Here is a 21299-nt window from a genome sequence, read left to right as displayed (position 1 = left end):
GACGGCCAGCAGCAGAAGGTACGGCCACGGAGGGCCCGCATGCCGCCGAAGAACACGCAGCCGAAGTACCGGCAGATCGCCGACTACCTGCGCGAAGGCATCCTTGATGGCACCTTCCCCTCCGGCCAACCGCTCCCCTCCGAAGAGGCGTTGGCGAAACAGTTCGGCGTGACGCGCCCCACGGTCCGCCAGGGCTTGAGTGAGCTACGGGCATCCGGTCTCGTCGAGGCCATCATGGGCCGCGGAACCTTCGCCCGCTCCCCGCACAGCCGGCCCAGCCACACGCGCCCGCGGGGCGTACGTCGAGCATCTGACGGTCGGTACATCGAGGCCGACAGCATCCGCTGGACCGACGCCGAGCCACCGGTAGCCACCCGCACCGACGCCCCGCTTGCCCTCGCGGACCTACTCCGCATCCCGCCGGGCGAGCCCATGTTCACGTACGACGCGTTGCAGACGGCAGACCACGGCCACCTCCGCCAGCTCCACCGGACGTACATCCCGTTCTCGGTACTCATCGGCACCAAGTACGAGGAGGAGGCCCCACCGCCGGCCCCGGACCTCTACGCAGCGCTTGCCGATCTGGGCCACGAACTCCACTTCACGGAGTACATCCGCACCCGCATGCCCCTACCGGACCAGGGCCAGGCGCTGCGACTCGCCGACGGGGTCCCACTGCTTCACGTTATCCGCGTGACCCTCACCGAGGCAGACAAGCCTCTCGCCCTGGAGGAGTTCCACCTTCCAGGCGACGAGCTGGAGCTGTCGTTCAGGCTGTAGCAACCCCAGTTGGCTCAGACTTTCTCTACGTCATCAAGGCCCGCGCACGGCGCGGGCGCGCGCCGCCTCTGCGGCGCGGCCTGCCTCTGTCTTCGCCCCGGCTGGCCACGCCAGGCGGCGCGCTCGGCGGCTGCGGGCATGAAGTGGAAGACACCCTCTGTGGCTGGGGCGGTCGGCTCCACGGCTTTAGCCTCGAAGTTTCGTGACGGTCCGCCGACGGAGTCGGTGGACCGTTTTCGTGTCGTGGGCTGAGGCTGTGCAGGCCGAAGATCCGAGTGTCGCCTCGGGATGGCGCCGGGTTCCACTGCTCCGGGTGTTGAGGTGCTGTCGAAGGGACGGGGAATCCGCTGGTCAGCCGGGGTTGGGCAGTTGGGTGAGCCGGTCGAGGGCTGCGGTGATGTGACCGGTCCAGGGCCAGTGCCGGGCCAGGCGGAGGATTCGCCGACGGCCGGTGGTCACGAGCTGTCCGGCCGCGGTGAACAGGCGGAGCCGCAGGCGGCGGGGCTCCCAGAGCCTGGCCTTGCCGGTCAGGGCGAGCATCGGCATCCAGGCCAGCAGGTCGAGAGCGATCTGCACGATCTCCAGCCAGATCAGGTTCTGAGCCGTGCGGTGCAGAGGCAGGTTGCGCAGGCCGGTGGCCCGGGCGGCGCGGATGCGGTCCTCGGCCCGGGCCCGCAGCCGGTGACGGAGCTCGAGCTCGGCGATCGGCCGGCCGGGGGTGTTGGTCGCGAAACAGGTCAGCCGCATGCCGTCCGCATCCGTGAGCCGCAACTGGGCCCCGGGGTGCGGTCGTTCCTTCCTGACGATCAGCCGCATGCCTCTGGGCCAGCCGTGAAGGACGTCGCCGGTAAGTTCGGCGACCCAGGCGCCGTCGCGGATCTCGCCGCCGGTCTCGACGGCCGCCGTCCAGGCCGATGCCGGAACCCTCAGCACGTGCTGGTGGATCGCCTCGGTGATCACCATGCCGACCGAGTAGGACAGCCACCGTCCCCGCTGAGCGAGCCAGGCGACGAAGTCGTGGGTGCCGCCCGCGGAGTCGGTGCGGATCAGGGTCCGGCGCCCGCGCCGGTACTTCTTCGGCAGCTGGGCCAAGGCCAGTTGGGCGACGGTGATGTGGTCGACCGCCGTGTTCGATCCCGCGTTCCCCGGTCGCGGGAGGGCGGCGACCGGTTCACCCGTGCCGCCCGGTCCGTGGTCGACGAACCCCATCAGCGGGTGGTGGCCGTAGGTTCGCTTCCACGTGGGTGCGGCGTCCTCCTTGTCCGAGTGCGCGATCACCAGCACCCCGTCCAGGTCCACGGTCACCGTCCCGCCTGCATCAGGCGCTTCCCGGTCGGCCAACCGCCAGACATGTTGGCGGACTTCAGCCCGCGCGGCACGGATGGCCCGCAGGGCCTTCTCCCCGGCCGCGGCGAGGGTGTCGATGAGGCGGGAGACCGTCGGGTCGGAGGCCACCGGCCCGAACACGGCCGGCTCGGCCCGCAGCATGGCGACATCCGCGAGGCAGTCACCGCCCAGCGCGACCGCCAGGGCCACGTCCAGCAGGATCTTGCCCGGATCGTGCACCGCCCGAGCCTTCCGCCACGGCGTCAGCGCCGCTGATATCGCGGTGTCCAAGCCGGCCTTGCGGACGGTCTCGACCAGCAGCACGCCCCCGGCCTGCGAGACCACCGCCCGGCCGTCGCCCTCGATGCGGACACGGGGGTACGACCCGATACGCTTCTTCACCTGGAGAGTGCTTCTTTCCGTGCAGCCAACAGGACCCTAGACAAGTCCCATCGTTGCAGGTCAGGAGCACTCTCCGCTTATTTGATCAAGCCTCGGACACCCCACCTCGTGAAAGCGCGAGGTTAGAGGTCGTTCTCTTTCCGAACCTTGTGTGATGTCCTCGCTGGTCAGGTGTGAAGTAGCTGCTGCCGCGGGAGCCTTGGCTTGTTGCCGGGCGAGAGGTCGTGGGGGTGGCGGATGCCGTCGATGCGGGCGGTTCTGGAGGCACGGCAGAAGGCCGCAGCCGCGCAGGTGAAGCAGCTCGAAGCCGAGTTGGAACGGGTGCGGACGGCTCTGGCGGACGCGGAAGAGGTGCACCGGCGCCGGGTGATCGGCCTCGAGCAGTACTTGGAGGCGCTGGCCGAGGAGGATGCACCCGCCGACGTGGCCGACGAGGTGCCGCGGAGGAAGCCGGTCGGACCGCGCCGGGCGGTGCCGCACCGGCGACACGCGAGCGAGGTGACGGAGCTGTCGCCGGACTATCAGGCGTTGATGGCCGCCGCGGTCGATGCGGGAGCCGACGGGCTGGGTGCCCGGCGGGCCGCGGTGGTGCTGGGCTGGGACAGCGCGTCCGCCTCCCGGGTCGAAGGAGCGAGGGCACGGCTGAAGCGGCTGGTGGAACGGGGCTGGCTGGTCGAGGCGAAGCCGGGCAGGTTCATGCCGCCCGGCACCGGAACAGGACACCGGTGCCGGGCGGCCAGGCGGCGGCTCATGAGCATGGTCATCGACCACAGGATGACGGCTTCGCTGGTGTCGGTGCGCCGCTCGTAGTCCCGCACCAGGCGCCGGCTGCGCAGGAACCAGGCGAGCGATCGTTCCACGACCCAGCGGCGGGGCAGGACCTGGAAGCCGCGGGTGTCGTCGCTGCGGCGGACGATGTCGAGGACCACTCCGAGCTGTGCCGCACTCCAGTCAACGAGATGACCGGTGTAACCGCCGTCGGCCCATACGCGTGTCAGCCGCCCGAAGCGACCCTTGGCCGCCGGCAGCAGGATGCGGGCGGCGTCCCGGTCAGTGGTCGAGGCCGGGGTGACCAGCACGGCCAGCAGCAGACCGAGCGTGTCGGTGAGCAGGTGACGCTTGCGTCCGTTGATCTTCTTGCCGGCGTCGAAGCCCCGCGAGGTGAGGGCGACGGTGGCGTCCGCCTTCACCGACTGCGAGTCCACCACGCCTGCGCTCGGCTCCTGATCACGGCCTTCGGCCTCGCGGACGGCACCGCGCAGCCGGTCGTGCAGTTCGGCCACCAGACCGAGGTCCCGCCAGCGGGCGAAGAAGGCGTACACCCGCGGCCAGGGCGGGAAGTCCGACGGCATCGCCCGCCACTTGATGCCGTTGTCGACCAGGTAGCGGATCGCGTCGATCATCTGCCGGTGGCAGTAGCCCTCCGGCCGTCCGCCCCGGCCGGCCAGCCATCCCGGCACCGGCAGCAGATCCCGCACCAGAGCCCACTCGTCATCGCTCATGTCCGAGCCGTACCGGGGCCGGCGCCCCGGACGGTCGGCCGCGTTCCCGAACCTGTGGGCGAGACAGTCACACCCAGGAGTGGACGGACTGGACCCGGCAACCGTGACCACGCGACACTTCGACAACAGGGCCTCTTGCTCCTCGCTGGACTCGACATCCGCGAGCTACCAAGAGGCCCTTCCTTTATGCCTCCGCACCGGCCAACTCACCCGGACCAGGCCCCTGTTCGAACCCCACCGACCACCCGAGCGGATAGAGAACAGCCAGTTAGGCAGCCACTTTGGGGCGAGCCTCTAAGATCATGGCCCCAACGTCGTGCTTTAACGGGCAGGTCCACAGACTGCCCGACTCGCCGGAAGCTTACGGGGCCATGATCACTCGCCCCAAAGCAGCTCCAGCCCAAAGCCGCTCCACCGACTGCGCTGTACGGTGCAGCCATGCCTTAGCCGACATATGGACCAGATGCCGAAATTACTTCCTGCGAGGCTGCATGCTCCAACTAGACGGGGACTTGAATAGCGAATTAGACCTTCTTGTAGCTGTAGACCTTCCATCCCGTCTGGGCGTCTATATCAGTGAAACTCCAGGAAGATTCATGGTTAGGCGCACCCGAACATGAGTCATTGGGATAATAGCGCACCTGGACGGAGTCCCTGTTCTCTATTGACCGATATCGCCCTGAGTGGTAGCAGACACCCGCGACGAGCCCGGAAGTTAGCTTTGTTCCTGTGTAGTTCGCACCCGTCCACGTGCAGATCTTTGACGTGCAGGACGGGGCAGCGTATGCCGAGCTCGAAACGCTGGCAGTCAACATCGCCGCAATTGCAGTGACGAGCACGGTCGTCCCAATTCGCTTACTCATAATTCCCCTCGATCGACAGCAACTCCCCACACCCACGGGGAGGGCAAGTCATTGTTTGGTCACGGGATGTTAGCTCACAGAGTTGCGTCGAAGCATCCCCGCGATGCCTAAACGACGGTCCGGACTCAATCCATGAGACGGGAATTATGCCCCTATTGGGGCTTACGCGAGCATCGGACAGTGCGCGCTGCGTGTCATATCTGGCCACAGCTGCAAGTAATTGGCTGAGAACTATCGAGAGGTAGCGAGCACAGCGCCCGAGTGAATCGTCCATACCGAGCTCGCCCGGCGCCACGGACCAACTGGTGCCTGACATCGGCGGCTGACATCAACGATGCCGGACGGGTGCGCACACCAGCGTCTCCCTCCGGCCATCGCATCAGTCGACAACAGCAGCCGGAGCGGGCCCGGACCGAACTCCTAAAGCGAGTGTCGCCGCTCCCGCCGGCCCCGCCCACTGGGCCTCTGCGGAGTCTCTGGGCCGCGTCAGGCAGTGGCCCCGATGCAAGGAGCGGCCAAGGGAGGTCCGTCATCGTTGCCGAACGCCCGCCTGGCTACCTGTCCGACGCGACCTACAGCTCGACGCCTAGCATCGCCTGCGGCGTTGACTGCATCGGTGAGGGTCGTGCCAGTGCGTTCGGCGCGGGCCGCTGCGAACTCGCGATCAAGACTCCATCGAGCCTCAGTGGCAGCTCCCGCAACGCTGCTTGGGCCTTCAACGCTCAGGACTGCTTGAGCTCGAATCAGGTCAGACAAGGCGTCCCGGGCCATGCTCAAGCGATCTTGGTACTCGTCGTCGGGTATACCAAGCCGCCTGATCTCTTGGATGAGAGCGGCACTGCGGATGGCCGACTCTATGAACTGGATACAGGCGTTTTTTGCGCCGCTCGGTTCTCAGTTGCCCGCTGCTCAGCATGAGCAAGCACCAAGACTTCTCGCTGTGCCCCTACTTGGTGGCGTACGCCCCGAAGCGTCAACCAGGAGGTCATCCCCGAGGCTGCAAGGGCTGTGACTGCTGCGATGCCCGCGGCAAGGAGTGAGTCGCTCACGAGAGGATCTCACCAAAGGAGAGCTCCCGGACGCAGGCATTCAGCAGACTGGCCCGTCGCGACGCTGGGCCCTCTCTGGGCCGTCCAAGGTCAGCCAACGCCAACCGACAACGACAGAAGCCCACGGCATCTGAGCTGGTTAGAGCCGTGGGCTTCTTCAGTCCCGCAGGTCAGCGGAAAGGATGATCAGTAGACCGGCAAGTCAGGTAGCACGCACGGGACGGCCGCCCCGTGCCAGACGCATGCCAGATACTGCGGGGAACCACGGGGAACAGCGGGAACCAGCTCAACGCACGAACAGGCGCCGACGCCGCTCCCGTACAGGTCAGCCCATCAACTGCCGGTAGATCACCTGAGCTTCCCAAGCTGATGGCACCGAAGGCCTCTGCATAGCTTGCTCTGGTCGACGGCACAAGCCGACAGCGTGGCTGAGGCCGGTGAGGGTGCAGCGAGGCACACGCGTGCCTGGTCGGTCGGCGCACCCGCCGTCGTGGCTGGCTGTCGTCGGCTGAGGCACAGGAGAACCTGTCTTCCACTCTGCGCTGGGGTGCCCGGTCACCCGCCCGCGGCCCGCGTTGCAGGGCTGGGCATCCTTGGCGGCATGACGAATTCCTACGACGGCCCGTACGTGAAGGTGCACTTCCGACTTGAGGTCGAAGACGACTGGCCCCCGGCATCGGTGGAGAGCCTGTGGGCCGCCGATCAGGGGGATGGCACCGTACGGCTCGACAACATCCCCTGGTTCGTTCGAGGCATCGCCTGCGGAGACGTCGTGGCTGTCGAGCCCGACGAGGAGGACGTGCCATGGGCCGGCGAGGTCGTTCGCCGTTCCGAGAACTGCACCATTCGCCTCATCGTGCTGCGTGAGGGCGGCACCGGAGCCGCACGGCAGAGCGTGATCAATGCGTTCCGGGAACTCGGCGTCGACGGCGAAGGGATTGAGCAGTTCCGCATGGTCGCCCTGGACGTACCGCCCACCGTTGATCTCGCCAAGGTGCAACGGCTGCTGAACCACGGCGTTGCCAAGGAGTGGTGGCACATGGAAGAAGGATGCATCACCGCAAAGTGGCGGGCCGCTTCCGCCAACTGACGCCGCCCAGATACTCCCCGCTGGGCCGTCCGAGGTTGCTCAACAGGGACCGACGACGACCAATGACGACCACTCAGCCGCACATGAGACCCGTCCTGAGCTGGGAAGACGCAGGTCACCAAGATCCCCGGCAAGACCCAGGGCAAGAAGACACCTGCGGGGGAGCGAGGAGCCTTGACCATATGAGTGACCGCAGGTCACGGCCGCCTCGATCAGTTGCGGCTGTCCAGCGACACAGCGTGTGCATCATGAGGCATGGGGATTGATCTGGAGCTGCACTCATCACGGCCGGCTCGCAACAACTGGCGCAAGTCCCGCGCGACACTCCTGCGGAGTTCCTACGGGCACGGCGACGCGCTGGCCGATGCGCTCGGCTCACTCCAGCTCCTTGGAGTACCGGGGAGGCTCACTGCCGTCGATCCGTACGGGGATACGTTGATGAACGAGCAGGAGGCCGCAGCCGCCCTCCGGGAGATCCACGGTCTGAGGCAGAGATGCGGCGATGAACGTCAACTCGCCGCACTGGACGACCTCGCAACGATGCTGGAAGAGTGCGCGGCCACTCCAGGAAGTTACTTGTGGTTCGCGGGCGACTGAAGCTCGTGCCACGTCCACTGTGTGAGTGTCTAACTGAGTGACAACGCTCACACACAACGGCGAACAAGCGCGGACGCCTGCGGACCATCAGCGCAGGTGAGAGGTGCACCAGTCCCAGGCAGAGCCCTCACCCAGGTTACTTCGGGACGAAGAGGTCGTGGGCTCAACCCCAGTCACGCGGCACGCTTCACCGATTAATTTGGAATCTCCTCGTTGCCACGGTTGCCTGGCGCACACGGCGTGTGAAATCTGAACTTCTGGCAACTTTGTCAATTCCCTGTGCACGATTTCCGCGAAGGGATGCTTTGTATTCCCTTTCCAGCACACTCATCATGCTTTCTAGGAGCTCATCGGAAAGGTGTTCAATCTTGACGTTCAACAGATCTCGCTGCGTCGGCCTACGCAGCCGGGTGAGCGTGAAGGAGGCCATGTACGCAAGGTGATACCGCCAATTCTCTGCTGTATCTCCGAGCAATGCCTTGTCTTCCATAAAGGAAGCCAAGAATTCGCCGATCCTTACATGCACATCGAGGACAATCGTGTATAGGTCGAGATCGTGGTCGGTAGAGAAGACCCGATAGTAGTGCGAATCGTCAAGCAGAAGGTTTTCGGAGAACCTCAGAGAGACGTGCGGTTCGCCCACCACGAGTGAAGTGAATTCTCTAGCGAGCCGCGACATACTCACAACTTGCTCTAGGGGAAACCCAAGATTCTTATAATAGTTCGCGCGACGCTCGTAATAGTAACCGTCGCGCTGCAGTGACTCCTCGATGTCTTTCTGGATCTGCTCCGTCGCTCGCAGGGCGCCCGGAGGCAATTGGGTCTGACTGTTGGTCGCCCTAATGATTCCATCCCTGGCTCGGCCAGAGGTCGGAGGCACCATGATACGAACCAGAATAGAACGGCTGTGGTGCTGCCCGACGCCTTGGAAGTAGTTATAGATCTCATGACTCGTCTGAAGGCCATTTACAATCTGCGGGTCCTTCATGACGATCTTCTTCCCAGCGATCCTCACCTCCTCGGCAACGATGGTGACGCCGTTATTAAACCACCAGAAGTCGTCCTTGTAATTAGAACTGAGCGTCTCCCCGATCGCAGTATTAACGGCCGTTCGGCCCGCATAGTCCCTGACATTAGATTCGAACAGTTCTAGCCTTAGCGCCCCATTCGGGGAAGTGATGAACTTGTGATATTCATCCAAACGGGCCAGGCATACATAGCCTTCGCCCAGAGAAGTGCTCATTGGAGTGTCTATGAAGACGAGCTCAGACACAACCGTGGCACCCCGAGCCGAAAGCTCCCGAAGCTCAGCGGCTCCCAGGTACTCAACTCGACACTTAGTCCCTGAAGCAATCTTCGCCAGATCGCGCTCTAGTCTGTTTCCTTTTGCCCGCACATTGGGATGTGGGGGTTCGGCCGAACGGCTGGCATAGACGACACGGACGAAAACATCAGGGAAAGACGAGGCGAGCGCTTCGAGGATGTGCAGGAAACGCCCGGTACGATCGAGAAGTTTTGCGTTAGTCGAATCCGCAAGCTCGCTAACATCGCGATCCATATCAAGCAGGATCGGCAAGTGATAGTGCAGCTTTTCAAACGCTGTCTCTTGAAAGCCTGTTGAGGTCTTAGCCTGCAAGATGACGAGCTCAATTTTCCCGGCACGCAGATTTTTGTGGCGATCTACGTCAGCGGAAACGTACCGGTCATCAACGAGGACCCAAATACCGTCAACGCCACAGTCGTGTGACCCGTCAACGATTCCATCGCGAATCTCATCGATATCGAGATCTAAGTCCTGAAGCGCCGTACTTGCTGTGAAATAGTTAAAAAAGTCATCCAGCTTCTGGTTGGGGGCAAGGCGACTCCGCTGGTCCTCCAAGATGCGATCCAGCAAGCGTTGATCATTACTCTTGGAAGCCACTCTTCCCCCCCGTGCCACTTCGCTAGAGGCCAACTAGTGTTGCGGAGTATCCGCTTGCGCGGCAAGGGGCTTGCGGCAGATGTCATCCCGTCTGGGTGGGGACCTCGGCACCAGGTACCATCCCCCTGAGGGCAAGCGTCCTCCCAGAGCCACAGCACGGCAGTCCCGCACCATAACCGCACCAGATCGGGCGGGGAACAGCGGGGAATCACGGTGAAAGCAGCCGAGCTCAACTTGGCCACGACGCGCACATGCGCCCAGGTCAGCGCGCCGGAAGACCCCAGATGGATGCAGCTTCCCAAGCTGATGTCCTGCTGTGCGGATCTGATACGGGCCCCGCATCCATCCTCGAAACAGGGTTGGTCTGCCGTTCGTCCGGGCTGCGGCGCTGGGGCGCCGGTCCCGGCCGAGCGGCAGACCGCCGACGAGGGGCATGCCATCCAGCAGAAGGCCCCGCACGTCGTCCGCCGGGGAACGGCAACGCACGGGGCCAGGCCGACCAGCCACGGGAGCATGCTCGTACCGCAGCCGGACGGAGTTTCTCGGATCGAAGCGGTCAGGCAGCCGGAGAATTGTGGCGAGCACTCCCCACCTCATGCGTCAACGTCTCGGCATCCATCGGCATCTCCGCCGAGAGGCCCGACACGATCAGTTCCGCCAGCAGCAGGGCCGCTTCGGGCCGCACGGTGCCCAGGCATACCAGGCCATCGCCCGAGACGTTCACATCGGCCGTGAGGCCGGGGAAGTCCGGCTCCAGGCCCAAGGAGGCCAGTTGTGTGGCCAAGGCGCCGGCTCCGCGGCGTGCCTGCGCCCAGCCGCGGACGTAGGGGATGCCGGGCATCAGGTTCTCGGCGCGCTTGGCGACGACTCCTCGTCGGTCGGTCATAACGTCAGTCCTCTCCTGCTCGGTATTCGGCGGCTCCTTCGCTGTTCTCCTCGAGACGCCGCAGTCCCGCAGCAAGCGCCAGCCGCAGCAGTTCCGCCAGGCGTTCCGCGGTGGCCGGCGAGACGCGGCCCAGTTCGACCAGGCCATGGCCGAATGCGTTCAGGTCGGCCCGTAGGTAGGGGAAGTCCTTCTCCAGACCAGCACGAACCAGAGCGTCCCGGAGGGCGGTAGTGGCGTTGCGCGCGGCGTACCAGTCGTCGCTCTCCAGGGGCGACCACGTGGCCGCGTCGCGCCGGTGGGTGGTGTCATCCCGCATCGATCGGAGTCCCTCCGAAAAAGGGAGCCGCAAGGGCAGCCGCAGACGGGTAGCGCTCGCTGTACCGGTCCACCCGAGCGAGCAGTTCGGTGGAGGCAACCAGCAGGGTGGCCAGAGCGACCGGGCGCAGCGGGTTGGCGATGGGACGCCGGGCCGGCGCCCGGAGCCACTGGTAGCGGTCACCGCTCAAGGGCATGGGTCCCGGAACGACTACCACCGACCCGCGGTTCAGGTAGCGGAACGTGGGGGGAGTCCCCTCTTCCTGGGCGAGGTAGTGAGCGAAGGATTCCTGACTCCGCGAGCCGAGGAAGAAGCCCACTCGTTGGGCCTTGTGGTCCAGTGCCACCGGGCCGAAGGGCAACCCTTGGCGCAGGAGTTGATCGAAGGTCTCCATTCCGAGCCGCTGTTCAACCGTCACCACGTCGAAGAAGCGGCCGGCCGGCAGGGCGTACGGTGCGCGGGGGTCGTCCGCCCAGACCGCCCGGCATGCGGCCGGGTCGTCCGCCGCTGCGGAAAGCCATTCAATGCCCCTCGTGGTCATCCTCTGCACGGCATCTCACCTCGGTCAGACTCGGTCGCGGCCTCGATGCCGCCCTGCGTCCAGACTCAAGGTCAGCCCCCTGGCCTGGGCAGATGACGAGAGGTGACGGGGGATGACGCGTCACGCCCGTGCGTGTCATCCCCCGTCATGAGTCAACCGCTCCCGATATCCGGTTACTTGCAGCGGTCGGCGGTGAACCGCGCGTACATTCGGAGGTGGGGCGCGGAGTCATGGGCCCCAGTGGTCGCACCAGTGCACGCGCGGGGAGGGAAGGGCCACGTCTTCCATGCAACCGACTGGCGTTCGTTTACGGAAGGTTCGGACGGACCGGGGGTGGAGTCAGCCGCGGTTGGTGCGCGAACTGCGTCAGGTCGCGGCTCGGCGCGGGCACCAGCTCCCGGCAGACGCCAGCGTGAAACGGCGTATCGCCAGTTGGGAGAACGGACACAGCGTTCCGGACGACTTCTACGGTCCGCTCCTCTGCGAGGTGTTCGGGCTGAGTGCCGTAGAACTCGGGCTGAACCACGAGAGCGGGCGGGATGCATCGCTCATGGATGTCAGTTATCCGGCGAGTCCTGATGATGCGATCGAAGCAGTCGGTCGGCTGTGGCGTGCCGATCTCAACCGGTACGAACCCCTTCTGCAGGCCGAGCCGTCCGAGCCCGCCTGGAACGAAGCGTCTCTCCGGTGGCTGGTGGCGCCCGAGCCGACGATTCCACGACAGCGCCAGGCTGGTACGCGCGTCGGTCTCGGGGACGTGGCCGCCATCAAGACCACCGCGGACATGTTCGCCGAACTGGACGACCGTTTCGGCGGCGACCATGCGAGGCATGCGGCCATCCAGTACCTCAGCACCGAAGTGACTCCGCTCCTGCACGGGAAGTACACCGAACAGGTCGGCCGCGCCCTGTTCTCCACAGTGGCGGAAGCGACGCTCCTCGCCGGTTGGATGTCGTACGACGCCTGCCGCCACGGCTTGGCGCAGCGGTACTTCCTCCAGGCTCTGCGGCTGGCCCAGGACGCCAACGACCGCCGGCTCGCAGGAAGCATCCTGTCGGCCATGAGCCACCAGGCGACGTTCCTCGGTCGCTACACGCAGGCCGCCACGCTCGCCCGCGCCGCACTCATGGGGATCTCTCCCGTGGCCACGCCGACGCTACGCGCCCAGTTCCACGCCATGGAAGCCCGCGCTCTTGCCCGGACCGGCGACGTCCGGGCCTGCGAGGCCGCCTTGACCGCGGCCACGAAAGCACTGGAGAGCCGGAACACGGACGACGAGCCGGAGTGGATCAGCTACTTCGACGAAGCGGAGCTGGCCGCCGAGGCCGCCCACTGCTTCCGCGACGTCAACAGTGCCCGCCGGGCCGTCGCCCACGCCGAGAACGCCATGAGCGGCAGCCATGTGCGGAGCGACTTCTTCGCGACCATGGTCCTCGCCGACGCCCACCTACGAGCCGGGGACGTCGAAGAGGCGTGCCGCGTGGCCCTCGATGCGCTTGACCTGGGGGAACAGCTCAAGTCGGCCCGGTGCGTCAGCTATCTCGCCGAGTTCGGGCAGAACCTCTCCCGGGTGGGAAACACCGCCACCCAGGACTTCCGCGAGCGAGCGGCGGAGCACCGGCTGTGGCAGGCAGCGGACAGAGTGTCCAGCGTCTGAAGAAGCGCTGGACAGCGGGCAGGCAGTCACCCAGACGCAGGGCTACGCCTTGCACGTCTGGCAGTGCTTGAGCCCTTGTGCTTCCGCGTCCTCCCGGGACATCTGCTCAATCCCTCCGAATGTCTCCGGCTTGCCGTTCAGAGCAGGGCAGGAAGTGTCGGTGTGGTACCTGCTGCGATAGATACCGATCCGTACGTGCACTTCGTTCATGGAAGAGCCGTTCTGCTCGCGTGAGTTCATGTCACCGTCGATGCGGTCGACTTCGTCAACGAGCGTGAGCGTCCATGGCAACGACCCTCAGAAGGGCCGCCAGTCCTTCCGGCTTCCGCCCGTCCGCAGAGCGCGCAAACGCCGGCCGAACTCATCCGCGGAGCGCTCACTGGTAGCGACCTGGTGGCCGAGCCAGGCCACCATCATCAGCTCCCGCAGGTCGGCCAAGGTCTCGTATCCGGGCCAGTTCATCAGGTCGAAGCCGTAGCGGTGGACAAATTCCGCGTACTCCGTCTTCGAGTGCCAGCCGTAGCGGTCGTAGTAGAGCGCCGTCAGGATCAGGTCCCACTCGCGTGGGGCGAGGGCGAAGCCGTCCAGGTCGATGACGACCGCGTGGCCGTCCCGGTGGCGAAGGACGTTCCCGATGTTGGCGTCTCCGTGGATCATCCCGAAGGGGAGGACGAAGTCCAGCCGGTCGTAATCCTTGGCAAGCCCGGCCGCCCGAGCCTCCAGGAACTCCCGGTCCTCCCCCGCGATGGTGTCCAGTCCTTCGAGGGACGCCGTCAGCTTGGCGAGCGGATCGAAATACGGCAGGCCGAGCGACTCCGGCTCTTCGAGCCAGTGGAGGCGGCGCAGCAGGTCGGCCAGTTCGCCAACGGTGGCGTACTCCTCGTTCTCCTGGACGCTCTCCCAGAAGGTCACCACCAGGCCGCCGACGACGAGCGGCTGAGCAACCCGCGCCGGCACGCGCGTGGCCGGGAAGTGCTCCGTCTCCAGCCACCGCGCCACCTTCACCACCCGGTCCATCTCCGTGCGAACCGACGGATCACGTGCGATACGCACGATGACGGGTGACGACGGCAGGCGGTACACCGCGTTCGACCCCAGGCGCAGCAACTCGGCTCCGCTGGAGTTGAGTCCGGCCGATGAGCAGGCTTCCCGAAGGACAGGTGCCAGAGCCTCCGCAGTGAACTCCGCGCCGTTGCCGCCCACGCCCCCGCCGCTGCCCGAGATCATGCTTCGACGATACGGCCCGGACCCACCGCCCGACAGGCCACCCGCGCAATAGGGACGTGATGATCTTGCTCAGGCTTCAGCCACAAGGGGTCTCCGCAGCAGGTCAGGGCGCCAATCGCCTCTCGCTCTCACCTGGCCTCCGGAGCCGTGTGCGCAGGTTCGAATCCTGCCGGGGGCACCTTGCATGAGGTGCCCAAAGACCCCGTCACCAGCGGAAACGCTGAGGCCGGGGTCTTCGCGTATGTGCAGCCGTGTGCGGCCCGAAGCGGCCGCATGTCCGGGTCCGTGGACTATTCGTGGACAGGATCTTGAAGCATCTGCCCAGGTCAGACCCGGCAAACGATAAGACCTCTGGACAGGTCGAGGGCTGGGCAGCAGGCACCGTGCACGAAGAGAGCCGTCGGCGATGCCACGTAGGCATCGGCTCCCTCAGTGAGAACCAGCGATTGGGCCGACCCGTGCAGGTCCCTTAGCTACTGTCTGCTCATCGGGGGAACTCAGGTGAGTGCCAGGGGGTGGAGATGTCTGGTGGGACCATCTCTGTGATCGTCGCGAGCGTTGGTGTCTTCGGCACGCTGGCTTCGGCAGTGATCACTCAAGTCCTCACCCAGCGCGCCGAGTCGCGAAGGTCGGAGCGGGGAGAACGGGTCCGGATCGCGGAACAGCAGGCTGCTGAGGATCAACGCAAGATTGATCAACTCCGCAGCTGCTACGTTCAGTTGAACGCAAATGATCGCTACTACAGAGACGCCATGCTGGCCTACGCTCACGCGCTCAAGTCAGGGTCAGTCGACGCGGAAGCAGCGGAAGTCCATACCGCGAGACGTGCTCAACGGGACACCCGGGCTGAAGCCCAGCTGATGGCAAGTGACGCGGTGCTACAGATCGAGAGCCGGGTGAACGCACAGCTCACGATCGCCTACAGGCACCTGATGGAGGTGGCAGGCGAGCCGGACTCATCTACGAGTCAGGAAAGACTCAACCGCGTCATTGAACTCTTGAAATCGCTCACCGCGCAGCAAGGACATGTGCGAGCACTCATGCGCCTTGAGGTGCGCGCTACCGCGGAACTCCCAGACTGGTACAACCCCGAGATCGGGCCGGCAGCGCATCGGCACGATGGTCACTGAGCTTCTGAGCTTCTACAGCCGACGTTGCGAAAGGCGTAGGCACCTCTGAGAACCGAGGCGCCTACGCCTGACGCAGCAGTGATCACTCGTACTCGCGCAACAACTCTTCGATCTTGCGGTTGGCGATCTCCTGACGTCCGTCGATGCACTTGGCATAGCGGTTCAGCAGGACCTCAACGCTGTTGCCAGCACGTTCAGCGACCTCGGTCGGATCAACCCCCGAGTTAATACTCCAGCAGCACTTTGACGTTTTCCCTGTTCAGGGGCGGTTTGGGCGAGTGTAGTGGGCTGGGTTCCGGCCCGTGTTCTCTTTCCCGGACCGCCCCTCGATCGTGTGCAGCCGCCGCTGATAGTGGCAGCGGCGGGCGACGGCTTGGCGTCGTCTGCGCCACTGTGACCATCTCAGTGCGCGTGCCCTGATGAGGGACTGATGAGCGCGTGTGGCGGGTGAGTGGCCAGTTGCCAGGAGCCGCCGAACTTCTGCCACGGTGAGGGGCGCGAGGCAGGAACCGTTTCTGCTGCCCCTTTTACCGCGGCGTCGGAGGCCATGACCGCCAAAAAGGCGTGCGCCAGCATGGCCAGGGTGACGTGCCGCATCCAGCCGGTGTAGCGGCGGACTTCGTACTGGTCGAGGCCGCACTCGTTCTTGGCAGCCTGGAAGGCTTCCTCGATGGCCCAACGTGTTCCGGCGACGCGGACCAAGTGCTCGACCGTGGTGCCGAGCGGTGCGTAGGCGAGGTAGTAGGCGATCTCCTGGGGCTTGCTGATGCTGCGGCGCGCCAGTGCCCACCGCTGGTGGGTGGGCAGTTCGTCGTCGAAGTCCTCGTTGGAGGTGATCTGCAGGGCGGCCCAGTGGTAGACGCACGGGCCCTTGGCGCCGTCACCGCACGAACGTCTCTCCCACGCTTCGTCGGGAGCCTGGGAGAAGAGGTGATCGATGCGTCCGAAGTGGGGCACCTGCTGGGACTTGGGGACCGCGAGCACATACCCCAGGCCGGTCTCCTCCAGCATGCGGCGCAGCCGCCATTCCTGGCCGTAGGCCGAGTCCGCGGTCACCCAGGCGATCGGCAGCGGCGAGGCGATCGCCCTCAGGACCATGGCCTTGGCCAGGTCGGGTTTGGTGGCGAAGGTCCGCTCGTCCGGGATGTGGGCGGCGCGGCAGCGATCGCGGTCGTCGGTCCAGGACCTGGGCAGATACAGCTCACGGTCCACCAGGGCGCGTCCTCGCGTGGTGGCGTAGGCGGCGAACACGCCAATCTGGCAGTTCTCGGTGCGGCCGGCAGTGCCGGAGTACTGGCGCTGTACGCCGGCCGAGGTGGTGCCCTTCTTGAGGAAGCCGGTGTCGTCGAGGATGAGGATCCCGTCGGGCTCGCCGAGCCGTTCGGCTACATAGTGCTGGAGGTCGTCGCGGATCTCGTCGGCGTCCCAGCGGGCGCCGTTGAGGAGCCGCTGAAGGCGGTCGGGCGTGTAATGCCCGGCGTATTCGGCCAGCTGCCAGCCGTTCTTCCGGCCGACCGGGCCCAGCAGTCCCACGGATGTAGTCACGCATCCTGCGACGCGGCTCGACGCGCCTGAAGCGGTGGCCGGTGCGCAGGAAGAGTTCCTCGAGTTCGTCGTTCCAGATCTCAACTGCACGCTCGTCGATCACGCCGGGAGGCTGCCCAGACCACTGCCACTATCAGCGGCGGCTGCACACGATCGAGGGGCGGTCCGGGAAAGAGAACACGGGCCGGAACCCAGCCCACTACACTCGCCCAAACCGCCCCTGAACAGGGAAAACGTCAAAGTGCTGCTGGAGTACTAGGCCAGAGGCTCGTAGAACGGGTGGTCTGGGGCGGAGGAACCCACCATGACGTCCTCGCCCTTGAGAAGTGCCAGCAACCAGTCGCTGAACGTCATTCCGTAGAGCACGAATTCTCCACTGTCCATTTCCTGCACGCCTACGACCCAAGGTGCTGACGGCCCGTGTGGTACTTGCAGGAAGATGGTCTCTGCTGTTGCGCCTGTTGCGATCGGCAACAGCTCTCCAGGGCGAGACCCTGCCCCACTGGGAAGGAACTCTGCTAGATCTTCCTCAAGCCAGAACTCGATCGACTCCTTGATCTCTTCTCCCAGGTTCCTGATCGGATGGCCAGGGTGGTCAAGGTACAACTTTTCGTTGATCACAACGGGGCCGTAGGCGTCGGTTATGTCCCGGAAGTCAGCGGGGAAAGAGACCCCGAGTTCCTGTTCCAGTCGGACCCAGGGAGCGGGATCAGACCAATTGAAAAGGGGTTCTCCCAGTAGTGCCTTGATTTCCTCGAGTGTCGCCATTCTTCCCCCCTTACGTGCACGTGCACGTACGAACAGGCCCTGCCGAAGTGGTACGTCGCCAGGAAGCCCCGTGTTCCAACTCTTTATGCTCGTCCAGGACCCTGGGCACGGACTCGCGTGTGATCGCTCCTTATGCGTGGCCGGAGTGTACGGCCTGCCGCTGACGCACGAGGCCGGCGGCGTCTCATGGACGAGGCAACCGCAGGCAAGCCCTGCCAGTACCGAAAAAGTGACGCAGGGCCTCACTGCCCCGTCCCCTCGGAGGTACGACGCGGCGCTATGCCGCGTCGCCGTCCTCCTCCAGCTGCTTCGCAATCTTGGCGTTGGCGGCTTCCTCGTGACCGTCGATGCAGCCGTGATACCGGCGGTAGATCACCTCCGGGGAGTTGCCGACCCGCCGGGCCACCTCAGCGATGGGCACCCCAGCGTTCAGCCACCGCGTGATGCACGCGTGTCGCAGGTCGTACGGGCGTCCGGCCAACGGAGCGACCACGCGTTCCGGCAGCAGGGCATACTCCCGTGTTTCCTCCCGCACTCGCCAATAGGTAGATGAGCCGACCACGCCCCCACGCTCGTTACCGAAGACGCACCCTTCCTTGGCAGTCCCGAACTCCCTCAGGTGCGCCTGGAGGATGGCGACCAGGACCGGCGGAATGGGCACCGGCCGGTGGACGCCTCGCGCGCCTTCAGGCCCCGGCGGTCATGGCGCCCCCCTGAGTCGGTCCACTGCTTGCCGGAGACAGGGCGTGTCTCTCTCAGCGTCAGCGTGCCCCAGCCCTGCTCCGGCAGGTGGCAATCCGACAACCGGAGCCCGACAGCCTCCGCAGGCCTGAGCCCCGCGTAGTACAGCACCGCGTAGAAGGTCACCAGGCGACGGCCACGGCAGCTACGAGGTCGTCCAGGACTGGGCAGGGCCGACTCGCCCACGCTCCGGCCGTCGACGCTTTCGTCGCCTCCGGCTACGACGGCAGCGAGGCCATCGGCATGGCGGAGCTGCGGGGAAGGCGCCGGTGACCGGACAGCCGTACGCGGTCCGCTTCTCCCCGCCGGCCGCGAAGGTCCTCGACACCCTGCCCGAGCACGTCGAAGACACCATGTGCATGAGACCGGGGAGCACTCGACACGGAAGGGCCGGACCCCGACGGGGTCCGACCCTCACAGCCCTGCCGGCGGATGCCGTCCCGACGGGCCGAGGCCCACTGGGACGGTGTCACCTCAGCAGTAGGCCTTGGCCGCCCGCTTGGCCGTGCCCTTCTTGGGCGATTCGGTGCACTTCACCGCACCCTCGGCCTGAACGCTCCAGCTACGGGCCTTGCCGTAGCCCTTCTTGCCGAAGCCGGTGCCCTTGGAGTTGCAGGTCTTGGCCGTGTAGTAGCCGGATGCCTTCTTTACGCCGCTGAACACCACGTAGACACCCGGCTTGTTGAAGTTGAACGTGACTGACTCGCTCTTCTCCTTGGTCTTCTCGCCCGCCTTGGAGAGCGTCCCGGAGACGTGGGCATCCATGCTGGAGATGACCCAGTTGGCCGAGTAGCTGGCGCCTCCGGTCACCTCGCGCCCCGAGCTGACCGTCTTGCGGTAGGTCGCCGTCTTGGTGTAACTGCCGGTGCCGCTCTTGGGGATGTTGATCTGCTTGGCGTGGGTGATCACCCAGCTCTTGTCCAGGCTGGTCCAGGACGCGGACTTGTAGCCAGGCTCACAGACGAGCGGCGCGGCACCCGCCGCGCCCGCCGGGCCGAGCGCCACGAAGGAGACGGCGGCCACACCAGTGGCCACGACTGTCGACAGGAATCTCTTGCTCATACTGCTGTCCCCCGCTTTTCTTCGGCGGCCCTTACCGCGGGCCGCACGATCACTGCCCCGTCTCGGTTGACGAGGTCCGGTCAATCTATGACAAGTGATCACTGAAGATCGGTGACTTGAGGGAGACTTGAGGGTGCGTGAGTGGTCTGGTGGGGGATGCGCGGACCTGGTCGCCGGACGCGCAGGAGGCTGTGCGGTTGCCGGCGGTGTCCGCGCTGATGGAGGGCCGGGACCGGGCAGAGGTCGCGGCCCTGTTCAAGGTGTCGGTCAGGGCCGTGGACAACTGGTGGACGAGGTGGCAGACCGGTGGCCGGGACGCACCGCTGTCCCGCACGCGGGGCCGCCGAGTGAGCGAGCATCAGGTCCTGTCCGAGGCCGAGCAGGCCGCAATCCGGCAGGCCGTCCTCGATCACACCCCCTCCGGCCTGGGGCTTTCCGGCCAGTTGTGGACACGGGCCCTGATAGGCGAGCTGATCTTCAAGCTGTACCGGATCCGCTTCACCGAACCCGGTGTGGGCAAGTACCTCAAACGCTGGGGACTGACGTTCCAGCGTCCGGACAAGCGGGCCATCGAGCAGGACCCGGAGGCCGTCCGCGTCTGGTACGAAGAGAGCTGGCCGGCGATCCAGGCCCAAGCGAAGGCAGAGGGGGGCGAAGTCCTCTTCGCCGATCAGGTCGGGATCCGCTCGGACCAGGTCACCAGCCGCACCTGGGGCGCCAGGGGAAGCACTCCTGTCGTCCGCCGCACCGGGAACCGGTTCTCGGTGAACGCGATGTCCGCGATCAGCACCAAGGGGCGGATGTACTTCATGGTCTTCACCGAATCCTTCGACTCGAAGACCGTCCGGGCCTGGCTCGCCGACCACAAGGACCAGGTCGAGCTGCACTTCCTGCCCTCGTACTCACCCGAGCTGAACCCCGACGAGCTGGTCAACGCCGACCTCAAAAGCAACCTGCCTCATACCCACCGGGCCCGGACCAGGCCGAACTCGCCTCCGAAACCCGCAGGTTCTTCCACCGTCGACAACGCCAACCCCACATCGTGCGCGAATACTTCGGTGGCCGACACGTCCGCTATATCCTCGACGAGTGAACCCCATGAGTTTCTGATCAATAGGTGAGCCGGCCACTTCCCGCGCTCATTGCCGAACATGTGCCCCTCCTTGGCGGTGCCGAACGCCTTCAAGGGCCAGCCTCCACCCAGGGCAATTCGAAGAGCCCGTCAGCAAGCTGACGGGCTCCCGCGAAAGACCGAGGCTAACCTGCCATCAGGTCAGATCGTCGGTGTCTCATCGACGACCTCTTTGTGCGGTTCGACAATGAACTTCCAGCCATCGCTGGGCTCCATGAATCGCACTCGGGTCGGGTAGATGTCCAAGGCGCGGCGGTCGCGGTTCTGACCGCTCGCGTTCTTCCGCCCCCGGGCCGGCTCCTCGAACAGGTCGACCTTGACATCCGGCACCGTGACGACTTCCTCACTCCAGCGCTGAACAATCCCCGCGCCGAAGGCGTCCCGGGCGGCGGAGTAGAGCGATCCCAGTGATTCCTTGTTCCCGTTGGGCACGAAGAGGGCGAGATTCAGGAGGACGCCAGCATTCTGGAGAACCTCGATTTCTTCCCCTGCCTTGTCAGCAACCCAGATCCCGTGCTCTTCGGCATTGTCCGGGAGAACGCTGACTTCCTGACCGAATATCGTCCTCGCAGCGAAGGACCCTCCCTCAAAATTCTTACCCGGCTCCGTAAGAGAAGCCGGGGCATAGCAGTCGAGAGGAAGGCCATCCATCTCCGCCGAGACGAAGATTTCGTCCTGGAGGCTCAACTCCGAAACCTCTTCGGCCGTAAGACGTCGAGCCGTGACCTTCTCGGTGTTCACGCCATTCCCCTTTTTTCGCGGCG

At 65.3% G+C, this 21299-nt stretch carries 16 protein-coding genes and 4 pseudogenes; 6 read left to right on the top strand and 14 right to left on the bottom strand.

Annotated features, from left to right (window positions below; all coding sequences use genetic code 11):
- The first annotated feature begins 39 nt into the window (after window positions 1-39).
- Entirely contained in the window at window positions 40-780 is a 741-nt protein-coding gene (locus tag OHB56_RS28870) for a GntR family transcriptional regulator (RefSeq protein WP_332011132.1), read from the top strand.
- Between the two features lie 351 nt (window positions 781-1131).
- Here OHB56_RS28870 and OHB56_RS28865 read toward each other — a convergent pair whose 3' ends face one another.
- From OHB56_RS28865 to OHB56_RS28855, 3 genes and pseudogenes are all read right to left on the bottom strand, one after another.
- Window positions 1132-2508 (bottom strand): IS1380 family transposase, encoded by a 1377-nt coding sequence (locus tag OHB56_RS28865; RefSeq protein WP_332011129.1) that lies wholly within the window; start codon window positions 2506-2508, stop codon window positions 1132-1134.
- A gap of 734 nt (window positions 2509-3242) precedes the next feature.
- Window positions 3243-4010: pseudogene (locus OHB56_RS28860) on the bottom strand (IS5 family transposase); the annotation flags it as partial.
- A gap of 524 nt (window positions 4011-4534) precedes the next feature.
- Window positions 4535-4825, bottom strand: coding sequence for a peptidase inhibitor family I36 protein (locus OHB56_RS28855; RefSeq protein ID WP_406359233.1), 291 nt, complete (start codon window positions 4823-4825; stop codon window positions 4535-4537).
- A 1698-nt stretch (window positions 4826-6523) separates the two neighbouring features.
- Between OHB56_RS28855 and OHB56_RS28850 the strand changes: the two genes are divergently transcribed.
- Both OHB56_RS28850 and OHB56_RS28845 read left to right on the top strand, forming a co-directional pair.
- Window positions 6524-7012: a DUF4265 domain-containing protein gene (locus tag OHB56_RS28850; protein ID WP_332011126.1), complete on the top strand. Its 489-nt coding sequence runs from the start codon at window positions 6524-6526 to the stop codon at window positions 7010-7012.
- 255 nt (window positions 7013-7267) lie between these two features.
- Complete coding sequence (locus OHB56_RS28845) at window positions 7268-7609, top strand: hypothetical protein (protein ID WP_332011123.1); 342 nt, start codon at window positions 7268-7270, stop codon at window positions 7607-7609.
- 187 nt (window positions 7610-7796) lie between these two features.
- Here the strand turns inward: OHB56_RS28845 and OHB56_RS28840 are convergent, their stop codons facing one another.
- From OHB56_RS28840 to OHB56_RS28825, 4 genes are all read right to left on the bottom strand, one after another.
- Window positions 7797-9503, bottom strand: a complete 1707-nt coding sequence (locus OHB56_RS28840) for an AIPR family protein (RefSeq protein WP_406356457.1) — start codon at window positions 9501-9503, stop codon at window positions 7797-7799.
- Window positions 9504-10086: 583 nt separating this feature from the next.
- Window positions 10087-10416, bottom strand: coding sequence for a hypothetical protein (locus tag OHB56_RS28835; protein WP_332011117.1), 330 nt, complete (start codon window positions 10414-10416; stop codon window positions 10087-10089).
- Window positions 10417-10420: 4 nt separating this feature from the next.
- On the bottom strand, window positions 10421-10732 hold the full coding sequence (locus OHB56_RS28830) for a hypothetical protein (RefSeq protein WP_332011114.1): 312 nt from the start codon (window positions 10730-10732) through the stop codon (window positions 10421-10423).
- Window positions 10722-11273 (bottom strand): bifunctional DNA primase/polymerase, encoded by a 552-nt coding sequence (locus tag OHB56_RS28825; RefSeq protein WP_332011111.1) that lies wholly within the window; start codon window positions 11271-11273, stop codon window positions 10722-10724. The genes OHB56_RS28830 and OHB56_RS28825 overlap by 11 nt, the downstream gene beginning before the upstream one ends.
- Window positions 11274-11685: 412 nt before the next feature.
- On the opposite strand from OHB56_RS28825, the gene OHB56_RS28820 reads away from it, so the two are divergent.
- Window positions 11686-12930: a hypothetical protein gene (locus OHB56_RS28820; RefSeq protein ID WP_332011162.1), complete on the top strand. Its 1245-nt coding sequence runs from the start codon at window positions 11686-11688 to the stop codon at window positions 12928-12930.
- Window positions 12931-13227: 297 nt separating this feature from the next.
- Here OHB56_RS28820 and OHB56_RS28815 read toward each other — a convergent pair whose 3' ends face one another.
- Window positions 13228-14157, bottom strand: coding sequence for an aminoglycoside phosphotransferase family protein (locus tag OHB56_RS28815; protein WP_332011105.1), 930 nt, complete (start codon window positions 14155-14157; stop codon window positions 13228-13230).
- Between the two features lie 542 nt (window positions 14158-14699).
- On the opposite strand from OHB56_RS28815, the gene OHB56_RS28810 reads away from it, so the two are divergent.
- Window positions 14700-15287, top strand: a complete 588-nt coding sequence (locus tag OHB56_RS28810) for a hypothetical protein (protein ID WP_406356453.1) — start codon at window positions 14700-14702, stop codon at window positions 15285-15287.
- Window positions 15288-15369: 82 nt separating this feature from the next.
- Here OHB56_RS28810 and OHB56_RS28805 read toward each other — a convergent pair.
- The 5 genes and pseudogenes from OHB56_RS28805 to OHB56_RS28785 all read right to left on the bottom strand — a co-directional run.
- Window positions 15370-15516, bottom strand: a pseudogene (locus OHB56_RS28805) (site-specific integrase); the annotation flags it as partial.
- Window positions 15517-15800: 284 nt separating this feature from the next.
- Window positions 15801-16932: pseudogene (locus OHB56_RS28800) on the bottom strand (IS701 family transposase); the annotation flags it as partial.
- 155 nt (window positions 16933-17087) lie between these two features.
- Window positions 17088-17600 carry an SMI1/KNR4 family protein gene (locus tag OHB56_RS28795; protein WP_406356451.1) on the bottom strand — a complete coding sequence of 171 codons (513 nt, stop codon included), beginning with the start codon at window positions 17598-17600 and terminating at the stop codon, window positions 17088-17090.
- Window positions 17601-17877: 277 nt separating this feature from the next.
- Window positions 17878-18482 (bottom strand): annotated as a pseudogene (locus tag OHB56_RS28790) (tyrosine-type recombinase/integrase); the annotation flags it as partial.
- 333 nt (window positions 18483-18815) lie between these two features.
- Entirely contained in the window at window positions 18816-19403 is a 588-nt protein-coding gene (locus tag OHB56_RS28785) for a hypothetical protein (RefSeq protein WP_406356450.1), read from the bottom strand.
- Window positions 19404-19540: 137 nt separating this feature from the next.
- Between OHB56_RS28785 and OHB56_RS28780 the strand changes: the two genes are divergently transcribed.
- The gene (locus tag OHB56_RS28780; protein WP_406356448.1) at window positions 19541-20524 is read left to right on the top strand and encodes an IS630 family transposase; all 984 of its coding nucleotides are present in this window, start codon (window positions 19541-19543) and stop codon (window positions 20522-20524) included.
- A 152-nt stretch (window positions 20525-20676) separates the two neighbouring features.
- On the opposite strand, the gene OHB56_RS28775 is transcribed toward OHB56_RS28780, so the two are convergent.
- Window positions 20677-21276 carry a hypothetical protein gene (locus OHB56_RS28775; protein ID WP_406356446.1) on the bottom strand — a complete coding sequence of 200 codons (600 nt, stop codon included), beginning with the start codon at window positions 21274-21276 and terminating at the stop codon, window positions 20677-20679.
- Window positions 21277-21299: the final 23 nt, after the last annotated feature.

It is taken from the genome of Streptomyces sp. NBC_01635 (assembly GCF_045209715.1).
Taxonomy (GTDB): domain Bacteria; phylum Actinomycetota; class Actinomycetes; order Streptomycetales; family Streptomycetaceae; genus Streptomyces; species Streptomyces hirsutus.
The sequence above is the reverse complement of the archived record's forward strand: the minus strand, read 5'-3'. Positions and strand labels throughout refer to the sequence as shown.